The sequence below is a fragment of the Candidatus Magnetaquiglobus chichijimensis genome (assembly GCF_045865675.1).
In the GTDB taxonomy this organism is placed as follows: domain Bacteria; phylum Pseudomonadota; class Magnetococcia; order Magnetococcales; family Magnetaquicoccaceae; genus Magnetaquiglobus; species Magnetaquiglobus chichijimensis.
The window spans coordinates 313,716-339,180 of the sequence record NZ_BAAFGK010000005.1; the positions used below are offsets into that span (position 1 = coordinate 313,716).

The 25,465-nt window shown below is 63.0% G+C and carries 16 protein-coding genes; 7 read left to right on the plus strand and 9 right to left on the minus strand.

Features of this window, described 5'->3' with window-relative positions:
- Window positions 1–84: 84 nt before the first annotated feature.
- The gene (locus ACOY6C_RS15275) at window positions 85–1,764 is read right to left on the minus strand and encodes a DEAD/DEAH box helicase (protein WP_420906384.1); all 1,680 of its coding nucleotides are present in this window, start codon (window positions 1,762–1,764) and stop codon (window positions 85–87) included.
- Between the two features lie 71 nt (window positions 1,765–1,835).
- Window positions 1,836–2,123, minus strand: a complete 288-nt coding sequence (gene rpsT, locus ACOY6C_RS15280) for a 30S ribosomal protein S20 (protein ID WP_420906385.1) — start codon at window positions 2,121–2,123, stop codon at window positions 1,836–1,838.
- Between the two features lie 176 nt (window positions 2,124–2,299).
- On the opposite strand from rpsT, the gene murJ reads away from it, so the two are divergent.
- A complete protein-coding gene (gene murJ / locus ACOY6C_RS15285) occupies window positions 2,300–3,886 on the plus strand; it encodes a murein biosynthesis integral membrane protein MurJ (protein ID WP_420906386.1) in 1,587 nt (528 codons plus the stop codon).
- On the plus strand, window positions 3,883–4,749 hold the full coding sequence (locus tag ACOY6C_RS15290) for a formylglycine-generating enzyme family protein (protein WP_420906387.1): 867 nt from the start codon (window positions 3,883–3,885) through the stop codon (window positions 4,747–4,749). Before murJ ends, ACOY6C_RS15290 begins: the two co-directional genes overlap by 4 nt.
- A 720-nt stretch (window positions 4,750–5,469) precedes the next feature.
- On the opposite strand, the gene ACOY6C_RS15295 is transcribed toward ACOY6C_RS15290, so the two are convergent.
- Complete coding sequence (locus tag ACOY6C_RS15295; protein WP_420906388.1) at window positions 5,470–5,775, minus strand: hypothetical protein; 306 nt, start codon at window positions 5,773–5,775, stop codon at window positions 5,470–5,472.
- A gap of 627 nt (window positions 5,776–6,402) precedes the next feature.
- Here ACOY6C_RS15295 and ACOY6C_RS15300 point away from each other — a divergent pair.
- Both ACOY6C_RS15300 and ACOY6C_RS15305 read left to right on the plus strand, forming a co-directional pair.
- Complete coding sequence (locus ACOY6C_RS15300) at window positions 6,403–7,359, plus strand: DUF7354 domain-containing protein (protein ID WP_420906389.1); 957 nt, start codon at window positions 6,403–6,405, stop codon at window positions 7,357–7,359.
- Window positions 7,360–7,696: 337 nt separating this feature from the next.
- Window positions 7,697–9,769, plus strand: coding sequence for a CHASE2 domain-containing protein (locus tag ACOY6C_RS15305; protein ID WP_420906390.1), 2,073 nt, complete (start codon window positions 7,697–7,699; stop codon window positions 9,767–9,769).
- A gap of 55 nt (window positions 9,770–9,824) precedes the next feature.
- Here the strand turns inward: ACOY6C_RS15305 and ACOY6C_RS15310 are convergent, their stop codons facing one another.
- From ACOY6C_RS15310 to ACOY6C_RS15325, 4 genes are read right to left on the minus strand one after another with little or no spacing between them, the layout of a single operon-like run.
- On the minus strand, window positions 9,825–11,321 hold the full coding sequence (locus ACOY6C_RS15310) for an adenylate/guanylate cyclase domain-containing protein (RefSeq protein WP_420906391.1): 1,497 nt from the start codon (window positions 11,319–11,321) through the stop codon (window positions 9,825–9,827).
- Window positions 11,318–13,903, minus strand: coding sequence for an ATP-binding protein (locus ACOY6C_RS15315; protein ID WP_420906392.1), 2,586 nt, complete (start codon window positions 13,901–13,903; stop codon window positions 11,318–11,320). The genes ACOY6C_RS15310 and ACOY6C_RS15315 overlap by 4 nt, the downstream gene beginning before the upstream one ends.
- Window positions 13,890–14,429, minus strand: a complete 540-nt coding sequence (locus ACOY6C_RS15320) for a YfiR family protein (protein ID WP_420906393.1) — start codon at window positions 14,427–14,429, stop codon at window positions 13,890–13,892. Before ACOY6C_RS15320 ends, ACOY6C_RS15315 begins: the two co-directional genes overlap by 14 nt.
- Before the next feature lie 3 nt (window positions 14,430–14,432).
- On the minus strand, window positions 14,433–16,331 hold the full coding sequence (locus tag ACOY6C_RS15325) for a TonB-dependent receptor plug domain-containing protein (protein WP_420906394.1): 1,899 nt from the start codon (window positions 16,329–16,331) through the stop codon (window positions 14,433–14,435).
- Between the two features lie 286 nt (window positions 16,332–16,617).
- On the opposite strand from ACOY6C_RS15325, the gene tkt reads away from it, so the two are divergent.
- Together tkt and purF are read left to right on the plus strand one after the other, a co-directional pair.
- The gene (gene tkt / locus ACOY6C_RS15330; protein ID WP_420906395.1) at window positions 16,618–18,585 is read left to right on the plus strand and encodes a transketolase; all 1,968 of its coding nucleotides are present in this window, start codon (window positions 16,618–16,620) and stop codon (window positions 18,583–18,585) included.
- Window positions 18,586–18,979: 394 nt separating this feature from the next.
- Window positions 18,980–20,428 (plus strand): amidophosphoribosyltransferase, encoded by a 1,449-nt coding sequence (gene purF / locus ACOY6C_RS15335; protein ID WP_420906396.1) that lies wholly within the window; start codon window positions 18,980–18,982, stop codon window positions 20,426–20,428.
- A 378-nt stretch (window positions 20,429–20,806) separates the two neighbouring features.
- On the opposite strand, the gene ACOY6C_RS15340 is transcribed toward purF, so the two are convergent.
- Window positions 20,807–21,631, minus strand: coding sequence for a serine/threonine-protein kinase (locus ACOY6C_RS15340; protein WP_420906397.1), 825 nt, complete (start codon window positions 21,629–21,631; stop codon window positions 20,807–20,809).
- A 354-nt stretch (window positions 21,632–21,985) separates the two neighbouring features.
- Here ACOY6C_RS15340 and ACOY6C_RS15345 point away from each other — a divergent pair, with 354 nt between their 5' ends.
- Entirely contained in the window at window positions 21,986–23,149 is a 1,164-nt protein-coding gene (locus ACOY6C_RS15345; protein WP_420906398.1) for a hypothetical protein, read from the plus strand.
- 203 nt (window positions 23,150–23,352) lie between these two features.
- Here the strand turns inward: ACOY6C_RS15345 and ACOY6C_RS15350 are convergent, their stop codons facing one another.
- On the minus strand, window positions 23,353–25,380 hold the full coding sequence (locus ACOY6C_RS15350) for a hypothetical protein (protein WP_420906399.1): 2,028 nt from the start codon (window positions 25,378–25,380) through the stop codon (window positions 23,353–23,355).
- Between the last annotated feature and the right edge of the window lie 85 nt (window positions 25,381–25,465).

Here is a 25,465-nt window from a genome sequence, read left to right on the forward strand (position 1 = left end):
CGGCAAGGACCGCGACCGTTTCCGGTTTGCGCGGACGCTCCTTCAACCGGCTGGCGATGAGCTTCGGATTGCGGTGAGTTTCCCTCAAGCGGAGGGATCGGAACCCCCGGCGGTGTCGGAACCATCCGCTGCCGGAGCGCTCCCCCCCGCCGGTTTGCGGCGTCGTCTGCGCCGTTTGCGCGCGGCCTCCGAGGTCGCCACGTCGCCGGCTTCGCCACCTGCGGCCACGTTCGACCCGGTGTCATCCGCCTTCGATGCGTCCGTTCCCGCCTCAGCCGGAGCCGTTCCCGCCTTGGATGCGTTCGTTCCCGCCTCAGCCGGAGCCGTTCCCGCCCTGGATGCGTCCGTTCCCGCCTCAGCCGGAGCCGTTCCCGCCTTGGATGCGTTCGTTCCCGCTTCAGCCGGAGCCGTTCCCGCCTTGGATGCGTCCGTTCCCGCCCTGGTTACCCTGGCAGCTCCCGGTGTCCGTTTCTCGCCCGGTCCGGGGCGCCCCGAACGGGTGCGTCGCCGTCCCGACGTGGACGCCGGACCGGTTGGTTCGCCTTCCGGACCCGGTGCCGGGGGTGCCGGACGGGTCAGATGGACGAACAGTTCATTCTCCGGCCATGTGGACGGGATTTCGGCTCCCAGGTATGCGAAGATCGCCTCGAGATGGTAGGCCCCATCTTCATCCACGAGCGAAATCGCGTCACCCGTGGCTCCGGCACGGGCGGTGCGCCCGATGCGATGCACGTAATCCTCGGGATTTTCGGGCAGGTCGAAGTTCACCACATGGGTGACTCCTTCGATGTGCAACCCGCGTCCGGCCACGTCCGTGGCGATCAGGACCGGGACCAGACCCTCCTGGAAGCGTTGCAGGGTGTGCAACCGTTTGGCCTGCGGCACGTCGCCGGAGAGATAGCCCGCATGGATGCCGTTGCCGCGCAGCCACTCCTTGAGCCGTTCGCCCATGCGCTTGGTGTTGACGAACACCATGGCCCGTCCGGTCTGGGCGCCGGAATCGTCCGCCAGGTCGCGGCGCAGCAGTCCGACCAGCAGACTGATTTTGCGTCGTCCCTCGACGTGATAGAGGGTTTGCGTCACCTGTTCCACCGCGCGGCTGTCCACGGTGGTGGAGATCACCTCCGGGGAGTCCATGTACTCGTAGGAGAGTTCCTGGGCGCGGTAGGAGAGGGTGGCGGAGAAGAGCAGGGATTGACGCCGGTCGTAGGGGGGGAGACGGCGCAGCAGATAGCGCAGATCCTCGATGAACCCCATGTCGAACATGCGATCCGCCTCGTCGATCACCAGCACCTCGACGGCGGAGACCCGATAGGCTTTCTGCTTGAAATAGTCGATCAGCCGGCCTGGCGTGCCGATCAGAATATCCACCCGTCCCTCGACGAGGGTGAGGCGCTGTTTTTCGTAATCGACCCCGCCGTAGACCGCAGCGATGACCAGATCGAGTCCCACGGCCAGGCGTCGGGCGTCGTTTTCGATCTGCACCGCCAGTTCGCGGGTCGGGGCGATGATCAGGACGCGGGGATGGCTTACGCTGTCATGGGTGACGGTGTGACCTGCCTCCTGGGAGCGGATCAGGCGTGAGAAGGCGGCGATGAGAAAGGCGGCGGTCTTGCCGGTTCCGGTCTGGGCCTGTCCGGCCACGTCGCGTCCGGCCAAGGAGAGTGGCAGGGTTTGGGCCTGAATGGGGGTACACTCGGTGAATCCACAGGCGTGGACTCCGGCCATGACAGCTTCGGGGATGGGTAGTTCGGAAAAGTGCATCACGGCTCGCGGGGACGTTGCCGGATCGGGATGAATCCGGCAACGCCCCCGCTCTTGCTCGAGAGATTCGATCAGCCGGCGTGCGCGGCGGATTGGATCGCCAGGGCGCGGACGCGGGCATTGAGACGGCTGGTGTGACGCGCGGCGGAGTTGGGGTGGATCACCTTTTTGCGTGCCGTGACGGCGAGGACCGAAGTGGCCATGCGGAGCGCTTCCTCGGCCCGGGGCAGATCGCCCGCGGCGGCGGCCTGCACCACGTTTTTGACGAACGTGCGCATGCGCGACTTGGCGGAACGGTTGCGGCTGTTCTGCTTGGCGGTTTGCCGAATGCTCTTCATGGAAGATTTGATATTGGCCACTGCGAAAAAACTCCCTATGCTTGAAAACGTCGAGAATAAGCGTCCATCGTGGGATGCATCCTGGCGCTTTAATGAAATCGAGGGGATTGCATCCAAAAGACCCGTTGAAATCGATTCACGGGCGCAATAGGATATTTAATCCCATTTCACCCTCTTTCGTCAAAGGTTTTTTCACGTTGAACAGCCCGCGGGCCCCTCAGGAACGTTCCGGACACACCCAGCTGCTCCGCTCCACGGCGGTGATCGGCTTTTTCACCCTGCTTTCGCGCATCACCGGGTTCATTCGCGACATGATCATCGCCCGCGCTTTTGGTGCCGGCATGGGGGCGGATGCCTTTTTCGTGGCGCAGAAGCTGCCCAACTTCTTGAGGCGCCTGTTTGCCGAGGGGGCCTTTTCCACCGCCTTCGTGCCGGTTTTCGCCGATCATCTGGCCAAGGGGGATGCCAACGAGACCCGCGACACGGTGCATGCGGTCTTCACCCATCTGGCCATGTGGCTTCTGATCGTGGTGGCCGTGGCCCAGATCGTCATGCCGGGGGTGGTGATGATCGCCGCGCCCGGTTTTCTGGCGGACGCCGAGAAGTTCGATCTGGCGGTGCTGCTCTCGCGCATCACCTTTCCCTATATCTTTTTCATCTCCCTGGCGGCCCTCGCCGCCGGGATTCTCAACAGTCACAAGCGTTTCGCCGTGCCGGCGGCCACGCCGATCCTTTTGAACGTCAGCATGATCCTGGGCGCCACCGTTTTCACCCGTCACTTCGATCCCCCGGTGATGGGACTGGCGGTTGGTCTGACCCTGGGCGGCATTCTGCAACTCGCCTTCCAACTGCCGGCCCTGCGCAAGCTGGGACTCGGTTTCCGTTTTCGCTGGGATCCCAAACACCCGTCGATCAAACGGATCCTCACCCTCATGGGACCGTCGGTGCTCGGGGTGTCGGTGGCGCAGATCAACCTGCTTTTCGACCTGTTTTTGGCCTCCTGGCTCCCCGAGGGGTCGATCTCGTATCTGTATTACGCCGATCGTCTGCTGGAGTTCCCCCTGGGACTGATCGCCATCGCCCTGGGCACGGCCATCCTGCCGCTTCTGTCTGCCAAGGCTGCCCAGGGCGACGAGAGCGGTTTCAAACGCGATCTGGAGCTGGCCATGCGGGTGATCACCTTTCTCACCCTGCCGGCCACCGTGGCGTTGATCGTGCTGCGCGAACCGATGCTGGCCCTGTTGTTCGAACGGGGCGCCTTTTCCCCGGATGCCACCCGGCTCACCGCCGATGCCTTGCTGGCCTATGCGGTCGGTCTTTCCGGCCTGGCCATGGTCAAGGTGACCGCGCCGGCCTTCTACGCCATGAAGGATACCCGCACCCCGGTGCGCATCGCCATCCTCTGTCTGGTGATCAACATGGGGTTGAACGTGGTGCTGATGTTCCCCCTCAAACACGTCGGACTGGCCCTGGCCACCTCGCTCACCGGCTTTCTGAACGCCGCCCTGCTGTGGCGCGCCTTGCGCGCCAAGATCGGCATCACCGTCAGTCGCGAGGTGTTCGTCACCCTCCTCAAGGCGATCGTCGCCTCTCTGATCATGGGGGTGTTCCTTCACCAGGTGCGCGAGATCCTCTGGGTCCGTGGCATCTCCACGTTCCAGCAGGCCCTCGCCGTCACCTTGATGCTGGCCGGCGGCGGGCTGGTCTACCTGGTCGGGGCCTGGGTCCTGGGGATGCGCGAGATCCGTTTTCTGTGGCGCGTGGTGCGCAAGGAGCGGGGATGAACACTCCCATCCGGCGCGGGGCGCCCCTCCTGCTGTTGGTGTTGGCGCTGTCGTTCGGCGGTTGCCAGTGGTCCGAGGCCTTTCGCGGCGACTCCCTTTCCGACGCGCCGCCCGCCGATTCCCTGCGTCTGACCGTCACGGAGCGGCTCGGCACTCTGGAGACCATCCCGGAGGTGAACGTCGCCTGGCGGGAGCCTCGCTCCGGCATCACCCTGATCCGCATTGCCGGCGGCTGTTTCGCCATGGGTGACGACCAGGGCCTTCCGCCCGAACGACCGGCGCACACGGTCTGCGTGGACGACTATTGGCTCGCCACCCACGAAACCACTCAGGCCCAGTGGCGCGCGGTGATGGGTTCCCTGCCGGTGCAGACCATCGAACAGTCCGATCTGCCGGTGGAGAATGTCTCCTGGAACGATGTCCGGCGTTTCATCGAGCGGCTCAACGGTCTGGGGGGCGGTCGTTTTCGCCTGCCCACCGAGGCGGAGTGGGAGTTCGCCTGTCGGGAGCGCGGAGCCACCAAACGCCATTGCGGCACGGATGACGATCCCACCCCGTTTTCCTGGCATGCCGGCATCGGCGGCGTTCTTCATCCGGTCGGACAGCGCCTGCCCAACCGGCTGGGGTTGCATGACATGAACGGCAATGTCTGGGAGTGGGTCGGGGACTGGTACGACGAGAGCTACTACCGGAGCAGTCCGGGCAGCAATCCCGAGGGGCCGGATCATGGCACGGCCAAGGTGTTTCGGGGTGGGGGGCTGCTTTCCGGGGGGAATCTGCTCAAGGCGACCCACCGTGCCAGTCTTTGGCCGGATCGGGGTTTGTCGTTGATGGGGTTTCGTCTGGCGGGCATGCCGCCGTGATGGGGAGGCGGGGCGGTGATGTGATGGTCCACGAATCCCGGTGATCTCGAATCGGATCCGCCTGGAGCAGGCGGCTTTTACCGTTGAAAAAAAAGAGAGCGTCTGGGAGATTCTTCTCCCAGGGTTTTGCTTTTAGATTTATGCTTTTAGCGCGCTCTTTACAAAGAAGCCTTTTTCGCGTCTTGTGCGAAAAAGGCGCCGCGCGCAGCCTTCACGAGCGTCGTTTCCGATTTTTGGAAACGACGCTCGTATCTTGCATGCGGCCTTGCCGGGCATGACGCTTTTCGAGCTGATCGCGGTTTGGCACGTTGCGCCGCGCGGCCTTGCCGGGCATGACGCTTTTCGAGCTGATCGCGGTTGAAAAAAAAGAGAGCGTCCGGGAGATTCTTCTCCCAGGGTTTTGTTTTTAGATTTTTCTTTTAGCGCGCTCTTTACAAGAAGCATTTTTCGCGTTTGCGAAAAATGCGCCGCGCGCAGCCTTCACGAGCGTCGTTTCCGATTTTTGGAAACGACGCTCGTATTTTGCATGCGGCCTTGCCGGGCATGACGCTTTTCGAGCTGATCGCGGTTCAAAACCACAACAATCGTTGCCGATACCGCCGTTGGAGTTGGATTGTTGCCTTGCGCGTGTCGGACCTTCTTGAGATTCAGGAAGCACGGCGCGCGCAAGGCGATTTGGGTTATTCGGTTTCAGACCCCTTGCGGGTCAACGTTACGGCATCACACCACCAGAACACCACCATGGGGCAGTCCATCCAGGACCTCCCGCACCAGGCTGCGAATCGCCTTGCCCATCGACTCCGGGATGGGCAGGGCCTCCTGGCCGCGGAACTGACGGATGGCTTCGCCGATCGCTTCCAGCCCGGCCACATCCACCACGTCGCGTCCCCGATAGGTTGTTCCGTTTTCGCTTTGGCCTCTTGCCGAAAGCGCCTGCGATGCTGCGAGGGTCATCACCCCGCCTGAAACCCGGCCATCCTTGACCGTTCTTTGGATTGATGCGGATTCCGGCGACACCTGTGCCATGTCCATATCTCTACCTCACAATCCGGTTGAAGAATTCATCCATTGCTATACAGATCGGCAGCGTCTTGCGCCCTCTTGAGGGATTTTTCCTTGCAAAAGGATACGGACCATTGCGGTATCTTTACCATGGAACTCCTCTCAGGGAGTCCCATGGTACGGGGGGTGAGGGGGATCTCCCCCCATCCTGCAAGTTACCATGGAACTCCTCTCAGGGAGTCCCATGGTACGGGGGGTGAGGGGGATCTCCCCCCATCCTGCAAGTTACCATGGAACTCCTCTCAGGGAGTCCCATGGTACGGGGGGTGAGGGGGATCTCCCCCCATCCTGTCAAGTTACGAATTCCTTCACGAAACCGGAGGGGTAACGCAAATCTGGAAGTCTCGATAGAGTTTGTTACATCCGTGTCTTCGGGTTGAAGAATCGTGTAACAAATGGTCATCCAGACCCTTGAACGCTTCTATTTTCTTGACTTTCCTTTCCGCGTGGTTTGTCATTAGGGTCATTCAACAGATGAACCGTATCCGTTCGTCGCTCGTGAGCGGCCTTGACGCGCGGCGTGGCTGGCGATCGCCGGAATCATGCACGACACGAGCGCAACTTTAAAATCATCAATCCAAGGAGATTCCCATGATCAACCGTCGCTTCCCTCTTCTGGCCCTGGCGTTTTTGTTCGCCGGTCCTGGCCTTGCGGGTCAGGCGTGGGCAGAGGCCAATCCTGTGGCCATGGCCACGCAGGCCCAAGGCAACGTCGAGTATTGCAGCAAGGAGTGCGACAAGTGGAAACCGGTCACGCGCAACAAGCTGCTCTCCGAGGGCCAACAACTCCGCACTGCGGCTGACGGTTCGACCAAATTGATCAATCAGGCCACCGGCACCGTCCAGACCCTGGGACCGAACTCGGCCATCAAGATCACCGCCGACAACATCGAAAAGGTCTCCGGCACCCTCTCCGAGCCGGAGAAGAGCAGCGGCGATCTTCTGGAGAATCTCGACAAACGTTTCGCCAAGGCCGAGCGCTATACCACGGTGCGGCGCAGCGTGGACAAGGACAAGACCGAAAAGGTGGTCAAGCTCGAAACCGTCAAGGAGATCTCCCTTTCCGCCCAGTATCCGGAGCTGGCCTGGGCCAATGCCGGCAACGAGTACGCCTATGAGCTGATCATCGACGGCAAGTCCACCCCGGTGGCAGCCTCCAGCGACAAGATCGTGCGCCACAAGGTGGCGGGACTGACCGCGGGCAAGCATGAGTACCTGGTGCGGGTGATGCAGAACGGCCAGGAGGTCTATGCGCCGAAGAAACCCAGCACCATCAACTGGCTGGAGGGCGAGGCCCTCAAGCCGGTGGAAAAGGGCATGAAGGAGATGCAGGCCCTGGCTCCGGGCGATGACTTCATGATGGGCGCCTACCTGGAGGATCGCGGCTTCACGGTCGCGGCCATGGACCTGTACCGCAAATATTTCAAGGACAACCCCTCCGACGTGGACATGCGGCCCATGCTGATCAAGACCTATCACGACCTCAACCTCAAGGATCTCCAGAAGGAAGAGGCCTCCCAGTATCAGAAGATGCTCTCCGAGCAGTGAGCCGCTCCTGACTGGCATGCCGGGGGGATCCCCCTGCCGTGGAACGCCCGCGCGGGGTTTCACGGCACCCTCCGGGCGATTGCCATGACGTCCGAAGGGAAATCGCGTCACGGGCCATTGAAATCGCACCACCGCCTGAGGCATCATCCTCGGGCGGTTTTTTTTTGGGTGGTTTTGTTCATCGATCCGCATGGGATCCCAACAGGGTTGACGGTGCCTTGTCGAGGGGGTGGGTCGCCAACTCTTGACCGTGCGTCACGGTTCAGCCTCCCCAAGGTGGCGGGCCCTGTTCGCGGCAACGTCATGCGAAGATGTTTTCGATCGAAGGAGATGCTTGATGGGAAGTCTTGGGAGATTTCTGTTCCGCTACGACATTCTGGCCACGATCATCCTGTTTCTCCTGATGATCCCGGCGGAGTATCACGAAACCTTCGCCCTGCTGGAAGAGCAGACCATCTCCTTCCGCCATCTGTTGCGCTTGAGTCACGGCGATCCACAGAAGATGCGCCCCTCCCAGGAGATCATGCTGGTCAACACCGACGAGAAGTTCTTCGAGCGTTACGGCAGCTTCCCCCTGCGGCGCACCGATCTGGGCAAGATCGCCGCCAACCTCAAGGCCCTGGGCGCCAAGACCGTGGCCCTCGACGTGCTGATGGACTTTCCCAGCTCCTACCAGGAGGATGACCCCACCGCCCGGCTCCTCAAGGAGGCCGGCAACGTGCTGCTGGTCGCCCAGGCGGAGTTTCGAGACGGGAAATTCGTCAAACTCAACCGCGCCACCCCCAGGCTCGCCGAGGTGAGCGAATACGGCTACACCAACATCGGTTCCCAGAGCGCCATCGTCACCAGTCTGTCGCGGTTGAAGATCTATCCGGAGATCGCCCAGAAGGAGAAGGGATGGCCCTACTCGGTCAAGGCTGTGGCCATGCATTGGGGGGTGGAGCCGCGTCTGGAGAACGGCAAGCTGCTGCTGGGCGACAGGCTCGCCATTCCGCTCAACCAGAACAACGAGCTGTACATCGATTTTCCGCAACTGCCCGCCGGAAACAAGTTCCTCAGTCAATCCGGACTGTCGGCCCTGGAGTTTCTGGATATCGAGGATCTGGACGAAAGCGAACGCGCGGAGCTTTCCCAGTGGGTGAAGGGCAAGCTGGTGCTGGTCGGAGACACCTCGGAGGTCTCCCACGACTGGTTCGACACCCCGGTGGGGATGGTCTACGGGGTCGAGATCATCGCCGACATCATCGGCACCCTGATGAAGGGTGCGCCCCTGCGTCCGGCCTCGAGCAACGTCGAGATCGTGGTCATGCTGCTTTTCATGATCGGCGTGCTCCTCACCGGCACCATGCAGCACCCCCTCAAGCGCACCCTGTTGGCTTTCGCGATCATTCTCGTCTATGTGGCGGTGGCGGTTTACGCCTATGTCCATCTGGACACGGTGTTGGCGATGAGTTATCCGTTGCTGGCCGGGGCATTGGGTTTCCTGGCCATCACCATCCGCTATTACATGCTGGAGATGAGCCAGAAACGGATGATCAAGGGGGCCTTCGGACAGTATCTCTCCCCCAAGGTGGTGGACATCCTGGTCAAGGATCCGAGCAAGCTCTCCCTGGGCGGCGAACAGCGCGAGATGACCGCCTATTTTTCCGATGTGGCCGGTTTTTCGACCATCTCCGAGAAACTCACCCCCAACGAACTGGTGCAGCTTCTCAACGAGTACCTGACCGCCATGTGCGACATCATCGCCCGCTACGACGGCACGGTGGACAAGTTCGAGGGGGATGCGATCATCGCTTTTTGGGGCGCGCCCCTCGATCAGCCCAACCATGCCGCCCTGGCCTGCATGGCCGCCGTGGACATGGGCGCCCACATGGTGGAGATGCGCGAGCGGCTGGTGGCCGAGGGACGTCCCAAGCTGAACGTGCGCATGGGATTGAACTCCGGACCGATGGTGGTGGGGAACATGGGCTCCAAGCAGCGCATGGACTACACCATCATGGGTGACGCGGTGAATCTGGCCGCCCGTTTGGAGGGGGCCAACAAGTTCTATGCCTCCGACATCATGGTCTCCGGCACCACCTACGAGCAGGCCAGGGAGCATGTGGAGGCCAGGCCGCTGGACGTGGTGCGGGTGGTGGGCAAGAAGGAGCCGGTGCCGATCTATCAATTGCTCGCCCACAAGGGCAGGTTGACCGCGGAGCAGCAGAAGCTGTTGGATTTTTACATGCAGGGGTTGGAGCTGTATCGCCGGCGGGCCTATCGGGAGGCGATCGAGCGGTTCGAGGCGGCGTTGGGGGTTTTTCCGGAGGATGGGCCGTCGCGCACCTATGTGGAGCGTTGCAAGGAGTATCTGGAGAGTCCGCCTCCTGCGGATTGGGATGGGGTGTTCCAGCTGACCTCGAAGGGGTAGGGGGCGTCGGGTGGTCGCTGGGGGCGGGTTGCCGCCCCCGGACCCTCCGACCCGTTCAGTTCTCCACCTCTTCCGCCAGCCGCCGCAGGAACCACTCCGCCTCTACCGGCGTGGAGGTGAAATGGATCCTCTGCCGCCCGTCCCCGTCATCCTCGGTGAGCACCTTGGCATAAAGCACGCTCATCCCCACCGGCTGACCGACCAGCTCGACACGCAGATTGGTCAACCGCTCCACCTTGAGACCGGAATGCATCTCCGCCTCGGGGAAGGCCAGAGCGGTCAACCCGGCATCATGCTCGGACTGCCCGGCATGCTTGCCCTCCATCACCCGCACCCGGATCGCCAGCGGCTCGGCCAGGCGCGCCAACGGCGTCTGCGTCATCTGGGGAAGCCGTAACGAATACGGCGCGCCCATGCCACACACCTGGTGGATCAGCACCGGCCTGCCAGCCCCCTTGGGCATCACCTCCCAACTCCGATCGATGGTCAGGATTCCGCTGCACGCCAACGCCGTGGCATCGGAGATCAAGATCTGTCCGCCCAGGGTCAACGACTCGATGCGACCGGTGAGATTGATCGCACTCCCCACCACCCCATATTTGGCGCGCTTGTCCGAGCCGATGTTGCCGGCCACCACCATGCCGGTGTTCAGACCCACCCCCATCTTGAACTCCGGGAGATGACGCCGCCGGTTTTCGGCATTGACCCGCTCCATGGCGAGCTGCATGGCCAACGCGCAGGCCACGGCGCGCCGGGGATCGTCCGGGCGACCCACCGGCGCGCCGAAGAGGGCCAGAATGCCATCCCCCAGAAACTCGATGATCGTCCCCTGATGGTGAAGGATGATTTCGGTCATCACCTCCAGGTAGCGGTTGAGCATCGACACCACCTCTTCGGGCGGGAGCCGCTCGCTCAACAGGGTGAAGCCGCGCAGATCGGACATCATCACCGTCACTTCGAGCTTTTCGCCGCCCAGTCGCAGGCTGTCCGGAGAGTCGAGCAGGGTGGACACCCCATCCTCGGAGAGATGGCGTCCGAAGGTGGCGCGGATGAAGTGATCGGCCCGGTTCAGCAGCTCGTTGGCGCGCTTCTGTTCGGCGAGCACGGCCACCAGATTGTCGTTGAGCTGATGGATCTCCTGGTTGCTTTTTTCGATCTGGACCCTGGCGCGTTTGAGACCGAGCTGGGTCTTGATCCGCGCCCGCACGATCGGCGGGGAGAAGGGCTTGGTGATGTAGTCCACCGCGCCGCAGGCGAAACCGCGCGCCTCGTTCTCGATGTCCCCCTGACCGGTCACGAAGATCACCGGAATCCCGTGGGTACGCGGATCGGCCTGCAGGCGCCGACACACCTCGAACCCGTCCAGACCCGGCATCACGATATCCAGCAGGATCAGCTCCAGGTTGCCCCCCTGGGCCAGGCGCAACGCATCCGGACCGTTGGTGGTCATGGAGATGTCGTATTCATCCTTCAACAGTTCGGCGAGCACCTTGATGTTGCCGGGCAGATCATCGACGATCAGAATGCGCGAGCGCGTCGGTATGTCGTTCATGTCCACTCTCCGTCCGCAATCCCCCAATGTTTGGCCAGCAGGCGCAGTTCCCCGCGCGCCTCCTCGAATGCGAAACGATCCAGGGCCTCGCCGATGCGTTCGAAATGGGCAGCGGTATCCGCGCGCCGCGCCAGCCCGGCGAGCTGTTCGAGCTGCGCCAACGCCTGGAAATCGTTGCCGCGAATCGACTCCGCCAACGGACGCACCAGAGAAATCAACGCGTCACGGTCCGGTCCGGGGTCGGTGGTGATCCCAGGATCCTCCACCACCGCCGCCGTTCCCGGCAGGGAGCCGATGGTCACCAGCAGCTCTGCCAGCTCGCGCCTGAAATCCAGCAGCGCGTCGGGCAGGCGGTCGTGGTCGTGATCACGAATGGCCACCTCGATCCGTCGGGCCACGGCATGCAGGTTGTCCGCGCCCAGATTGCCGGCCATCCCCTTGAAGGTGTGGATGTAGCGAAAGGCCGCGTCGGAAGCTCCGGGATCGGCGAGCAGGCGATCGAGCTGTTGCGGGGCCTCGGCATGCTGGGCGGCGAAATCGATCAACATGCGCCGCAACAACGGCCACTTGCCGTTGAGCCGTTCGAGGGCGGCTTCCAGATCGATGCCAGGGATGGATGTCGGGGTTTCGGAGGCCGGAACCGGTTGCGCGGGGTGTTTTTCCGCGCTGCCGGCGCCGATTCCCTCGCGGGGCGGGATCCAACGCAGCAGCGCGGCATGCAACGCCTGTTTGTCGATCGGTTTGGTCAGGTGATCGTTCAAGCCGTGGGCCAGCGACAACGCCCGATCGCCGTTCATGGCATGGGCGGTCATGGCCACGATGGGCAGATCCCGGAACCGCTCTTCGGCGCGCAGGGCGCGGGTGGCGGCATAGCCGTCCATGACCGGCATCTGCAGATCCATGAGCACCAGATCAAACGACTCTGCATGCAATTTTTCGATCGCCAGTTGCCCGTTTTCGACCACTTCGGTCGCAAGGCACAATCCGTTCAAGATCTCGATGGCCACCAGTTGATTGATCGGGTTGTCCTCGGCCAGCAGCACCCGCGCGCCGCCGATACGGGCGATCACCTCCCGCGCATCGATCGCGCCTCCCGTCTCTCGCTCCCGGAGTCGCGAGGCGTTCCCAGGGGTGGCGGGGGTGAACCGGGCGGTGAAGCGAAAGGTGCTGCCCTGACCCAGGGTGCTCTTCACCTCGATCCGACCCTCCATCATCTCCACCAGCCGTTTGCAGATCGCCAACCCCAGGCCGGATCCGCCGTAGCGACGGGTGATCGAGTTGTCGGCCTGGGTGAAGGCATCGAACAGATGGTCGCGCCGCTCCGGATCGATCCCCACGCCGGTATCCTGGATGGAAAACGCCAGTTCGATCCACTCCGGGGTGGTGGTCAGCGGGGTGATGGTCAGCGTCACCCGACCGTCGCCGGGTTCGGTGAACTTGAGGGCATTGCCGATCAGGTTCGACAGCACCTGCTCGAGTCGCAGGGCATCCCCGATGAGCGGTTCCGGATACAGATCCGGGCTGTCGAGTTGGAGCGTGATGCGCTTTTCTTTGGCCTGGTCGGCGAAGAGATTTTCCAGATGCGTGAGCACCTCCCGCAGGGTGAAGGGGGCGTGTTCCAGATCGAGCTTGCCGGCCTCGATCTTGGAGAAATCCAGAATGTCGTTGAGAATGCGCAGCAGGGCCCGTGACGATCCGGCGATCTTGTGCAAGAACGAACGGGTACGCTCCTCCATGGGATGCGGGAGGGCCAGTTCGGTCAGGCCGATGATGGCGTTCATCGGCGTGCGGATTTCATGGCTCATGTTGGCCAGAAACACGGACTTGGCGCGGGTGGCCTGTTCCAGGGCGGCCCGCTCCCGCGCCAGATCCTGGCGCATGCGCCGGAAGGAGAGGGCCAGCTGCCCGATCTCATCCTGGGAGTGGACCGGAATCGGGGTATCGAAGTCACCCTGGCCGATGGCGCTGGCCGCGGCGCGCAGGGACTCGATCGGTCGAATGATGAGCCGTTGCATCCGGAGCGCCAGAAAGAAGGTCAGGGAGAGGGTCACCAGCAGAATGGCCAGGATGATCACGGTGCGTTCCACCGTCCGTGCGCCGAACTCGTCCAGATGGGCGTTGATGAGAATGGCCCCGACCAGGGTCTCATCCAGCCGGATCGGCTGTCGCAGGGTCAGTTCGCCACGATCGAAGGAGATGGACGCTTCCAGGGGATTGGTCGGCACGGTCAGGATCGGATCCTCGTCCTGGTAGGGTCGGGTGAATTTGGCGAACAGCCTGCCCTCGGCGGTGTAGAGCGCGGCGCCGTGGATGTTGTCGTTGGCCTCCAGGGCGCTCAACATCCGGCGCGCGGTCTCCGGGTCGTCGAAGGCGAGGGCGGCGCGGCTGTTGAAGGCGATGATCGTGGCCTGGGTGCGGATCTGTTCGGTCAGAGACTCCTTCTCCTGAAGATACTCGGCGATGGAAAAGGCCACCGCAGCCAGGAGGAGCGTGCCCCAGGAGAGCAGGGTCATGATGAGCATGAGCTTCCGGCGGATCGACAGATCCGTGAACCAGCCGATCAACCCCTCACCTGGTCCCATGGCTCACCTCCAGGAGCGTGGCATGGATGGTCAAACCGGCGCGCTGGGCCGGTTCGGTCCGGATGGAAAAGCGCAGATGCTCCTTGAAACGCAAAAAGCGGATCATTCCGCCCAGGGCGTTGAAATCCGGATCATCGGCGATGGTGAGCACCGGCTTGTCGCGCACGGCCTCGAGGAGTTCCGGGATCCGGCGCCCTTCGTTCCAGGTGATGTAGAGCAGATGGCATGCGTGGAGCGTTTCGGTTCCCTCGGGGAAGCGGATGTCGATCGGGTGGCCCTGGACCGACTTCTTGCGCAGCGGCGCGAACAGGGGCAGCTGTGATGCGTCACCCAGGATGCAGAGTCCGAACGGGGCGTTGGCATGGGGGAAGGCGTCATCCGGCCAGGTGACGAATTTGGTGAACTGGTAGAGATAGGCCACCTTGACCTGGGATTCGGAGGGCGCGACGCTCCAGCCGTCCGATGCGAAACCGGTGAGCATCGGGAGAAGCGACCAGAAGAGAGGGCGGCGCGGGAGGCGGATCATCGTCTAGAAGCGCCACGCTGCCGAGGCCAGGAAAGCGCGCGGCATCTCGCTTGGCGTGACCATCTGCGCGGTGAACTCCGGGTGGCGGTCGTCGAGAAGATTCTGTCCGGCCAGGCTCAAGGTCAGGCTGGCGGTCGGGCGCCAGCCGATGCGCAGATCGAGTCGGGTGGTGGCGGGAATCGCCAGGTTGCGGATGCGCGTCGCGTGGAACAGGGCGGAATCGAGTTCCAGGTCGTGCGGCAGGTCGAGTCGTGAACGCAGCTGCCATTGATGGCGCGGGATGTCGTTTGCCGAGGCCGTGGTGGTGGTGTCGGTGCTGCCATCGACCACATCCAGGTTCATCTTGAGCCAGGCGTGGCTGGCGGTGAGATGCCAGGTGTCGCTGACGCGCCAATCGACGGCGGTCTCCAGGCCATACGTGGTTCCCTCGCCCTTGTTGGCGTAGAACTGACGCAGGGTGGGTGGCGTCGGGAGCGGTGCGAGGTTCTCCAGCGAGATCAGATGGTCGTAGCGGTTGTAGAAGGCGGCGATCTCCAGGGAGAGGTCTCCGCGCGGCTGGAAGCGGTAGCCCAGTTCATGGGCGAGCAGTTTTTCCGGTTCGATCTCCGGGTTGCCGCGCAACGCGAGGTTGACGGCTCCCAAGGGTACGGTGAGGCGGAAATCCTGATCCACGCTTGAGGGGATGCGTACCGCGTGCGACACCGCGCCCCAGACGGACTGGGTATCGCTGGCGCGCCACAACAGACGTGCATTCGGTTGCGGATAGATCCCCTTTTCGTCCTGGTATTCGATTTTGCCGCCCAGGGTGAGGATCCAATCGGAGGCGAGGGCGATTTCGTCCTGGGCGAACAGATTCAGGATGTGATCGCGGCGGCTCTTGGGTCGCCATTGAATGAGCGCCGTATCGTCCAGTTCCATGCTGGTCAGGCGATAGCCCATGCCCATGATCCAGACGTGCCTGCCGGTGCGGAGACCGTATTGGGTGTCCAGATCCAGGATGCGGGTCACCTCGAAGGAGGTATCGACTTTGTGATCGTAATAGAGCTGCGCCGTCAGGTTGCGCGTGTCGGAGAGGTCACGGCTCCAGCGGCCCAGCAGGTGACCGCCCTGTTTGTCCCCTCGGGATGGATTCTCCTTCACCGCGAACAGTTCGCCTTGCAGCGTCGCCTCGTCGCGCGGAGTGGGTTGCCAGTCGAGGCGGAAGCCCTGCTGTCGCGCGTTCCAGTCGTCGTGGGCTCCGGTGTTGTCGGCGCGGCGAAAATCGGCGTGATCCATGCCCGAGGCGTACACCCGATAGTGGAGCGTGTCGCTGAATGTTCCGCCGTGACGCAGCTCGCCGCGCAGGGTCTCGACCGTGCCACCCGTGATGCTGGCGCGATTGCCCTGGGTGTCGGCGGTCTTTCTGGTGACGATGTTGATCACCCCGTTGACCGCGTTGGTTCCCCAGAGGGAGGCGCCCGGACCCCGCACCACCTCGATCCGTTCCACATCGGCCAGGGGAATGTCCTGGAGGTTCCAGTTGACGCCGGCAAACAGCGGGGTGTAGAGGGTGCGGCCATCCATGAGCACCAACAGCTTGTTGGAGAACTGGTGCTGGAAACCGCGCGTGCTCACCGCCCAGGTGCTGGCGTTGATGCGCGTGACGTTCATGCCCGGCACCATCCGCAACAACTCCGGAATCGAGGTCATGCCGGAGCGGCGAATCTCTTCGGCATCGATCACCGTCACCGCGGCGGCGGTATCGACCAGTTTTTGTTCCTTGCGGGAGAGGGTGGAGAGTTTGATGCCGGCCAGCTCGGTGACGTTCATCTCGAGGAGCCGTTCCATAGTTTCGTCCGTCTGGTGGGACTCAGCGGCCTGGAGGGTGGTGGCGACCAGGCAGACCGCGAGGGAGGCGGTCAAGGCGGGTATCCGACGCCATGCCTGTCGGGAGGTCGGGGTCAAGCACGGGTCGGGGGGCGTTGGCATGGCATTTTATGGGAACGAGGGCGCTCGGTGCGGTGTCGAAAGATCGATACGGCCCGGATGGGCGGTGGTTTTCGGTCGTCGGGCGCGCACGCGGGCGGTTTCATCCCCAACTTTTTCATGTTACAACGGATCGCGCCCATTGAACATCCGAAAAAAGGGCTGCTCTGAACATTCCAAATTACGATAATCACTCAACTCTCTTCAATCCCAGGAACGTTGCATGAATCTCGATCAGGATGCATTGTGCGTCACCACGCTGCGCATGCTCGCCGCAGACATGGTGGAACAGGCTCAATCCGGTCATCCGGGCATGCCATTGGGCGCCGCGCCCATGGCGTTCGTGCTCTGGAGCCGTTTCCTGCGCCACGATCCCTCGGATCCAGGCTGGCCGGATCGGGATCGGTTCGTGTTGTCGGCGGGACATGGTTCGGCGTTGTTGTATGCGCTGCTGCACCTCTCCGGCTACGACCTTCCGTTGGACGATTTGAAGCGGTTCCGGCAGATGGGATCGCGCACGCCGGGTCATCCGGAACATGGATTGACCCCTGGGGTGGAGTGTTCCACCGGCCCTCTGGGCCAGGGTCTGGCCATGGCCGTGGGCATGGCCTGGGCCGAGCGGCAACTGGGCGAGCGGTTTGCCGTCGAGGGACAATCCCCGCTGCTCGATCACCATGTCTATGTGCTGGCTTCGGACGGCGATCTGATGGAGGGGGTCGCGGCGGAAGCGGTGTCGCTGGCCGGTCATCAGCGTCTCGGCAAGCTGGTGGTGTTGTACGACGACAACCGGATCTCCATCGAGGGGAGCACCGATCTGGCCTTCACCGAGGATGTCGAGGCCCGTTTCCGCGCCTGCGGCTGGCAGACCTTGACGGTCGGGGATGGGGAGGATCTGGATGCCATCGCCGCCGCCATCGAGTTGGGACGCGCGGAGCGGGGTCGCCCCACCCTGATCCGGGTGCGGACCGTGATCGGCCACGGCACCCCTCTGGCCGGCACCCCGACCGTGCATGGCGCGCCGCTGGGTCCGGCGCGCATGGCCGAGACGCGCGCCTATTACAACTGGCCGGAGCTGTCGTTTCACATCCCCGAGGAGGTGAAAGCCTACCGGGCCGGGGTGATCGAACGGGGCATGGAGCTTTCCCAGGGTTGGGCGGCGCGGATCGCGGCTCTGGAGGCGAGCGATCCGGCGCGGGTGGCGGCGTTCCGCGAGGCCCTCTCCGGGGTGTTGCCGGAAGGGTGGGATGCGCAGCTCAACGCCCTGGAGTTCGGTGACAAGCCGGTGGCAACACGGGTGGCGAGCGGCAAGGCGCTCAATGCCCTGGCGTTGGGACTGCCCGCCCTGATCGGCGGCTCGGCGGATCTGGCTCCCTCCAACAACACCCACATCCAGGATGGCGGGTCACGCAACCTCCATTTCGGGGTGCGCGAGCACGCCATGGCCGCCATCGTTAACGGCATGGCCCTGCATGGCGGCTGGATCCCCTTTTGCGCCACTTTCCTGGTCTTCTCCGACTACATGCGCGGGGCGATGCGGCTTTCGGCATTGATGGAGACGCGGGTCATCTACGTGCTCACCCACGACAGCGTGGCCGTGGGCGAGGATGGCCCGACCCATCAGCCGATCGAGCAGGTGGCCGGATTGCGCGCCCTGCCGGGTTTGACCGTGTTCCGGCCCGCCGATGCCAACGAAACCGCGCTGTCCTGGCGTCTGGCGGTGGCGGCGCGTGGTCCCTCGGCGTTGATCCTGACCCGTCAGAATCTGCCGATCCTCCCGGCCAATCCCGAGGGGGTGGCACGGGGTGGGTATGTGGTCTCCGCCTGTGACGGGATCCCGGAGATCACCTTGCTGGCCAGCGGGAGCGAGGTGTCGCTGGCGTTGCGGGTCAAGGATCGGCTGGCCGGCGCGGGTCATGGGCGGGTGCGGGTGGTCTCCATGCCCTCCTGGGAGCTGTTCGCCGCCCAGTCGGCGGAGTATCGGCGTGGCGTGCTCTCTGCCGGGTTGCGGCTGGCCATCGAGGCGGGTTGTTCGATGGGGTGGCATCGCTGGGTGGGCGAGGAGGGCGATGTGGTGGCCGTGGATCGGTTCGGCTTGTCGGCCCCGGGTGGCGAGGCGATGCGTGCGGTGGGGATGAGCGAGGAGGGGGTGTTGGCGCGTGCGCTGGAGCTGCTGGCCGGGGAGGGCGGATAAGCCGTAACCTTCAGGATCCCGGAAACTCCAAACCTTTTCGCCGGCGCCGTGGGATTGGACAGGCGCACCGATCAACTGGCGCAAGCGATGCATGGAATGCCGGCGGGGCGCGCCGGTGAGATGGAGGCGTGGCTGCCGGCCTGGTTTCCGGCGGGACGCGTACTTCTGCTGGTGGGGGTTTGCGCGCGCAATCAATGGTGTATCCGGCGCGTGCGGGCCCGGACCCTGGTGCCGGTCAGGCAAGAACAGGGGGGTGCTCATAAAATTGGCAGTTTCCGACAAAGTAAAATCTTGATAACGGTTGATTATTTTCTCCGTTGATGAGTGGCATGCAACGGACTTCTTTTGACAAATCGGAATGGAGCCTTTATGCTGGGCATCTTTCCATCAACCGATGATCCCAGACGACCGGACATCCACCTTGGACCTTCTTCTCGACGACCATTTTCACGACGAGTGCGGCGTATTCGGGATTTACAACCATCCCGAGGCTGCCAATCTGGTCTATCTGGGCCTGTACGCGCTGCAACACCGCGGTCAGGAGTCGGCGGGCATCGTCTCGGTTGAGGATCGTCTCTTCCAGGCCACCCGAGGCCATGGACTGGTGGCGGATGTCTTTCGTCGCAACGAGATGGAGAGCTTGAGAGGCAGTCAGGCCATCGGTCATGTGCGCTACTCCACCTCGGGCGGGAGCGTCAACTCGCGCAATCGCCAACCCCTGGTGGTGGATACCGCCCACGGTGGCATGGCCATGGCCCACAACGGCAATCTGGTCAACGCCGTGGAGATGCGGCGCGCCCTGGAGCGGCGCGGCTCGATCTTCCAGTCCACCATGGACACCGAGGTGATCGTCCATCTGACCGCCCTCTCCCGTCATCGCACCTTCGCCGAACGGCTGGTGGAGGCGCTTGGTCAGGTGAGCGGCTCCTACGCGTTGCTGGCCATGGACGAACACGGCATCATCGGCGCGCGCGATCCCCACGGTCTGCGTCCCCTGGTGATCGGACGGGTCGGCAATGGCTATGTCTTCTCCTCGGAAACCTGCGCGCTCAATCTCATCGAAGCGGAGTTCATCCGGGACGTGGAACCCGGCGAGGTGGTGGTGATCGGTCCGCACGGGATCGAATCCTTCTTCCCGTTCCCGCGCCAGAAGCGCTGCCTGTGCGTCTTCGAATACATCTACTTCGCCCGTCCGGACTCCAACATCGACGGCGTGAACGTCTACGCCTCCCGCAAACGCATCGGCATGCGTCTGGCCCAGGAGTACCCGGTGCCAGAGGCCGATCTGGTCATTCCGGTGCCCGACTCCGGGGTGCCGGCGGCGTTGGGCTTCGCCCACGCCTCGGGAACCCCCTTCGAACTGGGGATCATCCGCAACCACTACGTGGGCCGGACCTTCATCGAACCGCAACAATCCATCCGTCACTTCGGCGTCAAGATCAAGCTCAACGCCAATCCGCACATCATCAAGGACAAACATGTGGTGCTGGTGGACGACTCCATCGTCCGGGGCACCACCAGTCGCAAAATCGTCAAGATGGTGCGCGCCGCCGGGGCCAAATCGGTCCATCTGCGCATCTCCTCCCCACCGACCACCCACCCCTGCTTCTACGGCATCGACACCCCGACCCAAAGCGAACTTCTGGCCTCCAGCCACACGGTCGAGGAGATGCGCACCTACGTCACCGCCGATTCCCTGGCCTTTCTGTCGCTGGATGGGCTCTACGCCGCGGTCAACGGCAATGGTCACGGCTACTGCGATGCCTGTTTCTCCGGCCACTATCCCATCCCCTTCCCCCGCCAGGAAGAGAACGCCCAGTTGTCGCTGCTGCAAGAGAGCTGAATCCAACACAGGGCTTGATCGGAAAAGTGAATTTGCATACCTTCAAAAATGGGTGGAAATCCGTTTTATAACAATAACGGTTCTCATTTACATTCAATCACCCAATCCTCGTTGGGCGCCAGGTCGTGGAGACGGCACATGGACGATACCACGGAATCGGGACAGAAGCGTGTCACGCATCATTCTTTCAATAACAGACGGATCGGATAAGGTTAGGTTAACGTACAGCACCACCGACTGTTTCCTTGCGCGTGCTTTTCGTGAAAAGCGCGCGAAAATCAAAGACAGAACCTCGGAGGCGCTGCCTCCGAACCTCCGCCGGGGATCTTCGGCCCCCGGTCCCCCGCAACGGTTTCCGGTGACTTGGCTCTGCCTGCATCACTTCCCCGCCATCCCAACCGTCTCCTTCAACGCCGCCGCAAATCCCTCGGCAGACCCGAACCGCTCCTCGGGCCGCTTGGCCAACGCCCGCCGCATCACCCCATTCAACCGCGCCGCCTCCCCGACCAACCCCGGCGGCTCTTCACCAAGCACCCGCAGGGTGATCTCCCACGGACGGGCGCCCAAAAAAGGTTTGGCCCCCGTCAACAACTCATGAAGAATCACCCCAACGGCAAACAGATCAGCCCGCTGATCGATCGGCAACCCCATCAACTGCTCGGGCGGCATGAAACCATGGGTGCCGGTCAGACGCCCTCCGCGGGCGGGCGGCGCGTCAATGGGACCGGCGGCGCCGAAATCCACGAGGTGTACCGCCCCACCCGCAGTCACGAACAGATTCGACGGCTTGAGATCCCCATGCCGATATCCCCTGGCGTGAATGTGGGCCACACCGGTCAAAAGCGCCTGGATGATCGATACCGCACCCGCCACATCCGGTAACCACCCCTGGTCAAGCCGCTCGCGCAGCGTGGCCTCCGGCTGCCAGGCGAAAACCAGGTAGGGCGCCCCCTGGTCTTCCCCCTGATCGAGCAGCGGCACGATGGTGGGATGGGCCAACCGCGCCACGATGGTGGCCTCATGCCGCAACCGCTCGATCCATGCCTGACGCTCTGCATGTTCGGTCAACGAAAATGGCACGCACTTGATGGCCACGACCCGATCATGCGCCGCATCGAGACCGCGCACGATGCCACGCCGCGACTCGGTGTCGCTGGGCGCCAGAATGCGCCAGCCCCCCAGGGTGGACGGATGGACAGGCAACGGTTCGTCTCCCTTCAGAATGATTCCAGGCCAACCCATCTCCGACAGACCAACCCCCCGACCGGCAATCCTGCCGAAAACACCACCCCTCATCATAACCAGGAATCACCCGTTTGGCGATGGTGACACGCGGGATGGGATCCCCAAGCCAGATTCAGCATGGAGACGCATGGTGATGAAAAAACAATCGTAGGAATATATGTTGCTTCACATAGTTAATACAATAATCCTTGTGCATGATTTATCCGGAATGCATAATTCAAATAAAATGGTCATGAGTTCAAGGGGATTCTCGCGAAAAAATACCATCCCAATCACCATGGCATCGTCTTCACTCAACCTTGGAGAAAACACATGCAAGATCGTCGATTGATCGGACTTGTCGCGATCGCGGCTCTGATGGGGGGATGTGCGTCCGCCAAAACCTTCAGCGAGCCCGAAGAGATTCCCATGTTGTTGAAAAACCGTACCGACTGCGGCAGGCTCGGCCTGGAGCGACCCTCCTGGATCGCCAGGGAACTCGATGGCAAGGATGCCACGCGCGAAAAGAAAGAGGCTTTTCTGACCGCCATGGACCGGATTACCTGTCAACAGGAAGCGTACATGGACAAACGGCTGAGTCGGACCCGGGTGGAACAGTTCGGCAATTACGGCATCTTTGCCCTGGGCCTGGCCACGGGTGGCGCGGTGGCCTATGGGGCCACCACGGATCTGATCGTCGGGTTGGGACTGGGCGCCGGCGCGGCCTATTCCGGAAGCAACCTGCTCAGGCCCGCCGAGTTCAACGATCTGTACAGCGAGGGCGAGAAGGCGATGAATGGCCTGCGCGAAGCGGGCACTCCCGTGCTCAACCGCCTCGGGTCCATGCTCCCGGATCAGGTATTGCAGGCCGGGACCGCCCTCGACGACGCGCGTCTTTGCGTGGCTGCGGAGCTTAACCAGAAGATCTCCGGCCTGATTCCGACTCCGGCGCAGACAAAGGACGCGGTAAAAACCAGTGCCACCGTGGCCCAGGAGTTGCGAACCACCTTCGCCGCCGTTCGCGCGGTCGCGCCCAAGAGTGGGGATGGCGAGGCCGGGAAAGGAACCCCGACTTCGACCCCGACCCCAGCGCCGGCTCCAACCGCCACCCAGACCGCAATCACCACGGACACCACCCAAATCCTGACCGACTTCTTGGGTTCGATGCGCGCGGTGTGTCACCCGGATCTGTTGGAGGTGGTCACGGTCAAACCGATCAAACTCGAGCGCGACGCGATCACACTGGAGGCGGGGAACAGTGGCAGGATCAAGATCAGCAACACCAAGGGTGTGAATGGCGTGCAATGGCTTGGCGTGCTGCCGACCGACGAGATCGGCTGGGAACTGCCGACCCCCGACACGTTGCTGATCAAGGCCCCGAAAAAGATCACGGCCACGGAGAACAAAACCTACTCGTTGATGGTCACCGGCAGCAACAACACCTCGGCCATGTTGAATGTCACGCTCAAGGGAAGTCCCAAGACGACGCCCAAGTGAGAATGGGTGTGCAAACGCAAGGCGACGGCCACGCCAGTGACCACGGCTCCGGCGGCGGGAAAGTGATCGGCGCGCCGTGTTCGATTTGAATCAGGGGGCGAGCACCCCCTTTTTCTGAAAAACGTGGGCCTCCCGCCAGGAAGGCCCACGCGCACAAGCTCCCATTCGGGCGTCACGATCCGTCCGGAAAGCGCCGTTTGCCGCTACTCTCCACCCCCCAGGGTGCGTTCGGCCACCCGTCGCATCAGCGACAACTCGTGCAACGGTCTGCCGTGATAAAGCTCACGGGCGATCCAGGCAAAATGGCGATCCATCCCCACCATGCGTTTGACCTTGAGACTCTGTTCGCGCAGCCAATAGGCGGTCCAGGCGCACCGTTCCGCCCACATCTCCCGGTTCGGCTCGCAGAACAGCTCCAGAATTCGCCGTGTCAGCCGTTCGCGACCACGCATCCGGGTGCTTTCCAGGAAATCCATCACCTCCTGGCTCTCCTCGAACCAGGAACCGGTGATCCGTTCCATCTCTTCCAGGTAGATCGGATCGGTCGAAAACCGCTCCGTGTCGTCGAGGGGGGCGGACCCCTCCACGCCGATCAACCGTTCGAGCAGGTCGCTCCCCTCGAGACGCTCCGGAACCCAACTGTCCACGACCAGCGCTTCGGCCATCTGCAACAACCCCACCGGAGCCGGCATCCCCTCGGCCAGCCCCACGGCCAGGTGATGGCGGATGGCGGCATCCAGGAAGCCGCGGGTCACATCCAGGAACAGCTCCTGCCGCGCCACCTGTCGGAAGGTGGTTTGCGCTTCGTTGCGCGGGATCGGCGGGGTGATCCAGGAGTCGGCGATGCCGACCTTTTGTTTCAACAGGATACCGGCGATGCGGGCCCGGTTCGGCTTGACCGGCATGGACAACAGCAGCGACAACGCGCCCACGCCATCCATGCGCGACGCCTGCAACCCCTCCAACGGCAGGGGCGGATCCCAGCGGGCGCACTCCACCCCCTTGATGCGCGCTGTCTTGATCAGGGCATCGAGGATCTTTTTCTCGCCCTCGGGAAGCCAGTTGCGGATCACGATCAGCCGTCGCAACGCCGTGGGGGTGACGAAGCGGGCATTTTCCAACAGCCACCGCAACGCTTCGCTCCGCACCGGCTCTTCGGGGTGCAGGGCGAGGATCACCACGGCATCCTTCATGCCCGGGAGCATCGAGGCGGCAAACTCGCCGATCAGGGCGGATTGCGCCTCGCGAGGCAGGGCGCGGGTCATCTGCGCCAGGGTTTCGCCGATGGCGAAGGGATCTCCCCCGTGCTCATCGACCAGGCTCTCGAACATGGCATCGATCTGCCCCCGTGACGGTACCGCCTCGCGGGGGGCGTGGTGCATGATCTGCTGTTCGTAGATCTCCAGCAGCCCGCGGGAGGGCTCCAGCCGGGCCTCGGCCAGGGATTCGAGCACACCGGCCAGAAATTGCGGGGAGAGTTGCTCCTCGGCGGCGCGACGTACCACCAGGGACTGAAACTCGCGGTCCAGCTCCACGGCCCATTCGAAACGGCGTTCGATCCCCAGACGAATATTGCGCAAGGCGTGGGAGAGCAGCATGAAACAGGCCGTGACCATGGCGTCGTTCGTGGCACGGGTGTGGTTGAACTCCTCGATCAAAAGCTGCAACAGATCGAAAATCAGGATCGGCTGTCGTTCGAACCGCTCCATCTCCGCGCGGGAGATCAACGCCGGACGCTCCTTGACGATCTCACGGGCGATCCGGGCGGCAAAACGGCGCAAGCCGGGCAGGGCGTCGTCGCTCTCCGGACCCGGGTCGTTGCCATCCGGGCCGGCGTGCGTCACCGCGGCGCTCAAGTGGCGCAACAGCCGTTCCTGGGCGCGATGCACGGCGCGGATCAAGGGGATGGCATTGGCGATGCGACCGGTCTGCCCCAGAAAATCCAGATATCCGGCCAGAATCACCGGCATGGCCCACCGTTGCGACTCCTTGAGAAGCCCACTCTCCGGCAGGATCTCGAAACAGCAGCGCTCCACGGCGGCAGCGCTCCACTTGTCCGGTGGCCGCCCCAACTCCCGTCGCATCATCGTGTCGAAACAACCGATCACATGCCCGCAGTGACGACGCTGGATGGCGGTCAGGGCCCCATGCTGGCCACTGGCGACAAAGGCTTCCAACCACGCCCTGGTCTCCTCGTGCCGCTCTTCATCCCCATCCGGGTGATCGACCATCTTTGAGATCCGTCCTTGACATGAAATTGTGGATGCGGGCGCAGATCCCGCAAGAGGTCTGAATATCGATCGCCGAACGGTATAC

Excerpts from the sequence above, each read along its gene's own strand:
- ACOY6C_RS15275 (WP_420906384.1), bottom strand. The coding sequence starts at position 1,764 with ATGCACTTTTCCGAACTACCCATCCCCGAAGCTGTCATGGCCGGAGTC.
- ACOY6C_RS15290 (WP_420906387.1), top strand. The coding sequence starts at position 3,883 with ATGAACACTCCCATCCGGCGCGGGGCGCCCCTCCTGCTGTTGGTGTTG.
- ACOY6C_RS15295 (WP_420906388.1), bottom strand. The coding sequence starts at position 5,775 with ATGGCACAGGTGTCGCCGGAATCCGCATCAATCCAAAGAACGGTCAAG.
- ACOY6C_RS15300 (WP_420906389.1), top strand. The coding sequence starts at position 6,403 with ATGATCAACCGTCGCTTCCCTCTTCTGGCCCTGGCGTTTTTGTTCGCC.
- ACOY6C_RS15305 (WP_420906390.1), top strand. The coding sequence starts at position 7,697 with ATGGGAAGTCTTGGGAGATTTCTGTTCCGCTACGACATTCTGGCCACG.
- ACOY6C_RS15310 (WP_420906391.1), bottom strand. The coding sequence starts at position 11,321 with ATGAACGACATACCGACGCGCTCGCGCATTCTGATCGTCGATGATCTG.
- ACOY6C_RS15315 (WP_420906392.1), bottom strand. The coding sequence starts at position 13,903 with ATGGGACCAGGTGAGGGGTTGATCGGCTGGTTCACGGATCTGTCGATC.
- ACOY6C_RS15320 (WP_420906393.1), bottom strand. The coding sequence starts at position 14,429 with ATGATCCGCCTCCCGCGCCGCCCTCTCTTCTGGTCGCTTCTCCCGATG.
- tkt (WP_420906395.1), top strand. The coding sequence starts at position 16,618 with ATGAATCTCGATCAGGATGCATTGTGCGTCACCACGCTGCGCATGCTC.
- purF (WP_420906396.1), top strand. The coding sequence starts at position 18,980 with ATGATCCCAGACGACCGGACATCCACCTTGGACCTTCTTCTCGACGAC.
- ACOY6C_RS15345 (WP_420906398.1), top strand. The coding sequence starts at position 21,986 with ATGCAAGATCGTCGATTGATCGGACTTGTCGCGATCGCGGCTCTGATG.
- ACOY6C_RS15350 (WP_420906399.1), bottom strand. The coding sequence starts at position 25,380 with ATGGTCGATCACCCGGATGGGGATGAAGAGCGGCACGAGGAGACCAGG.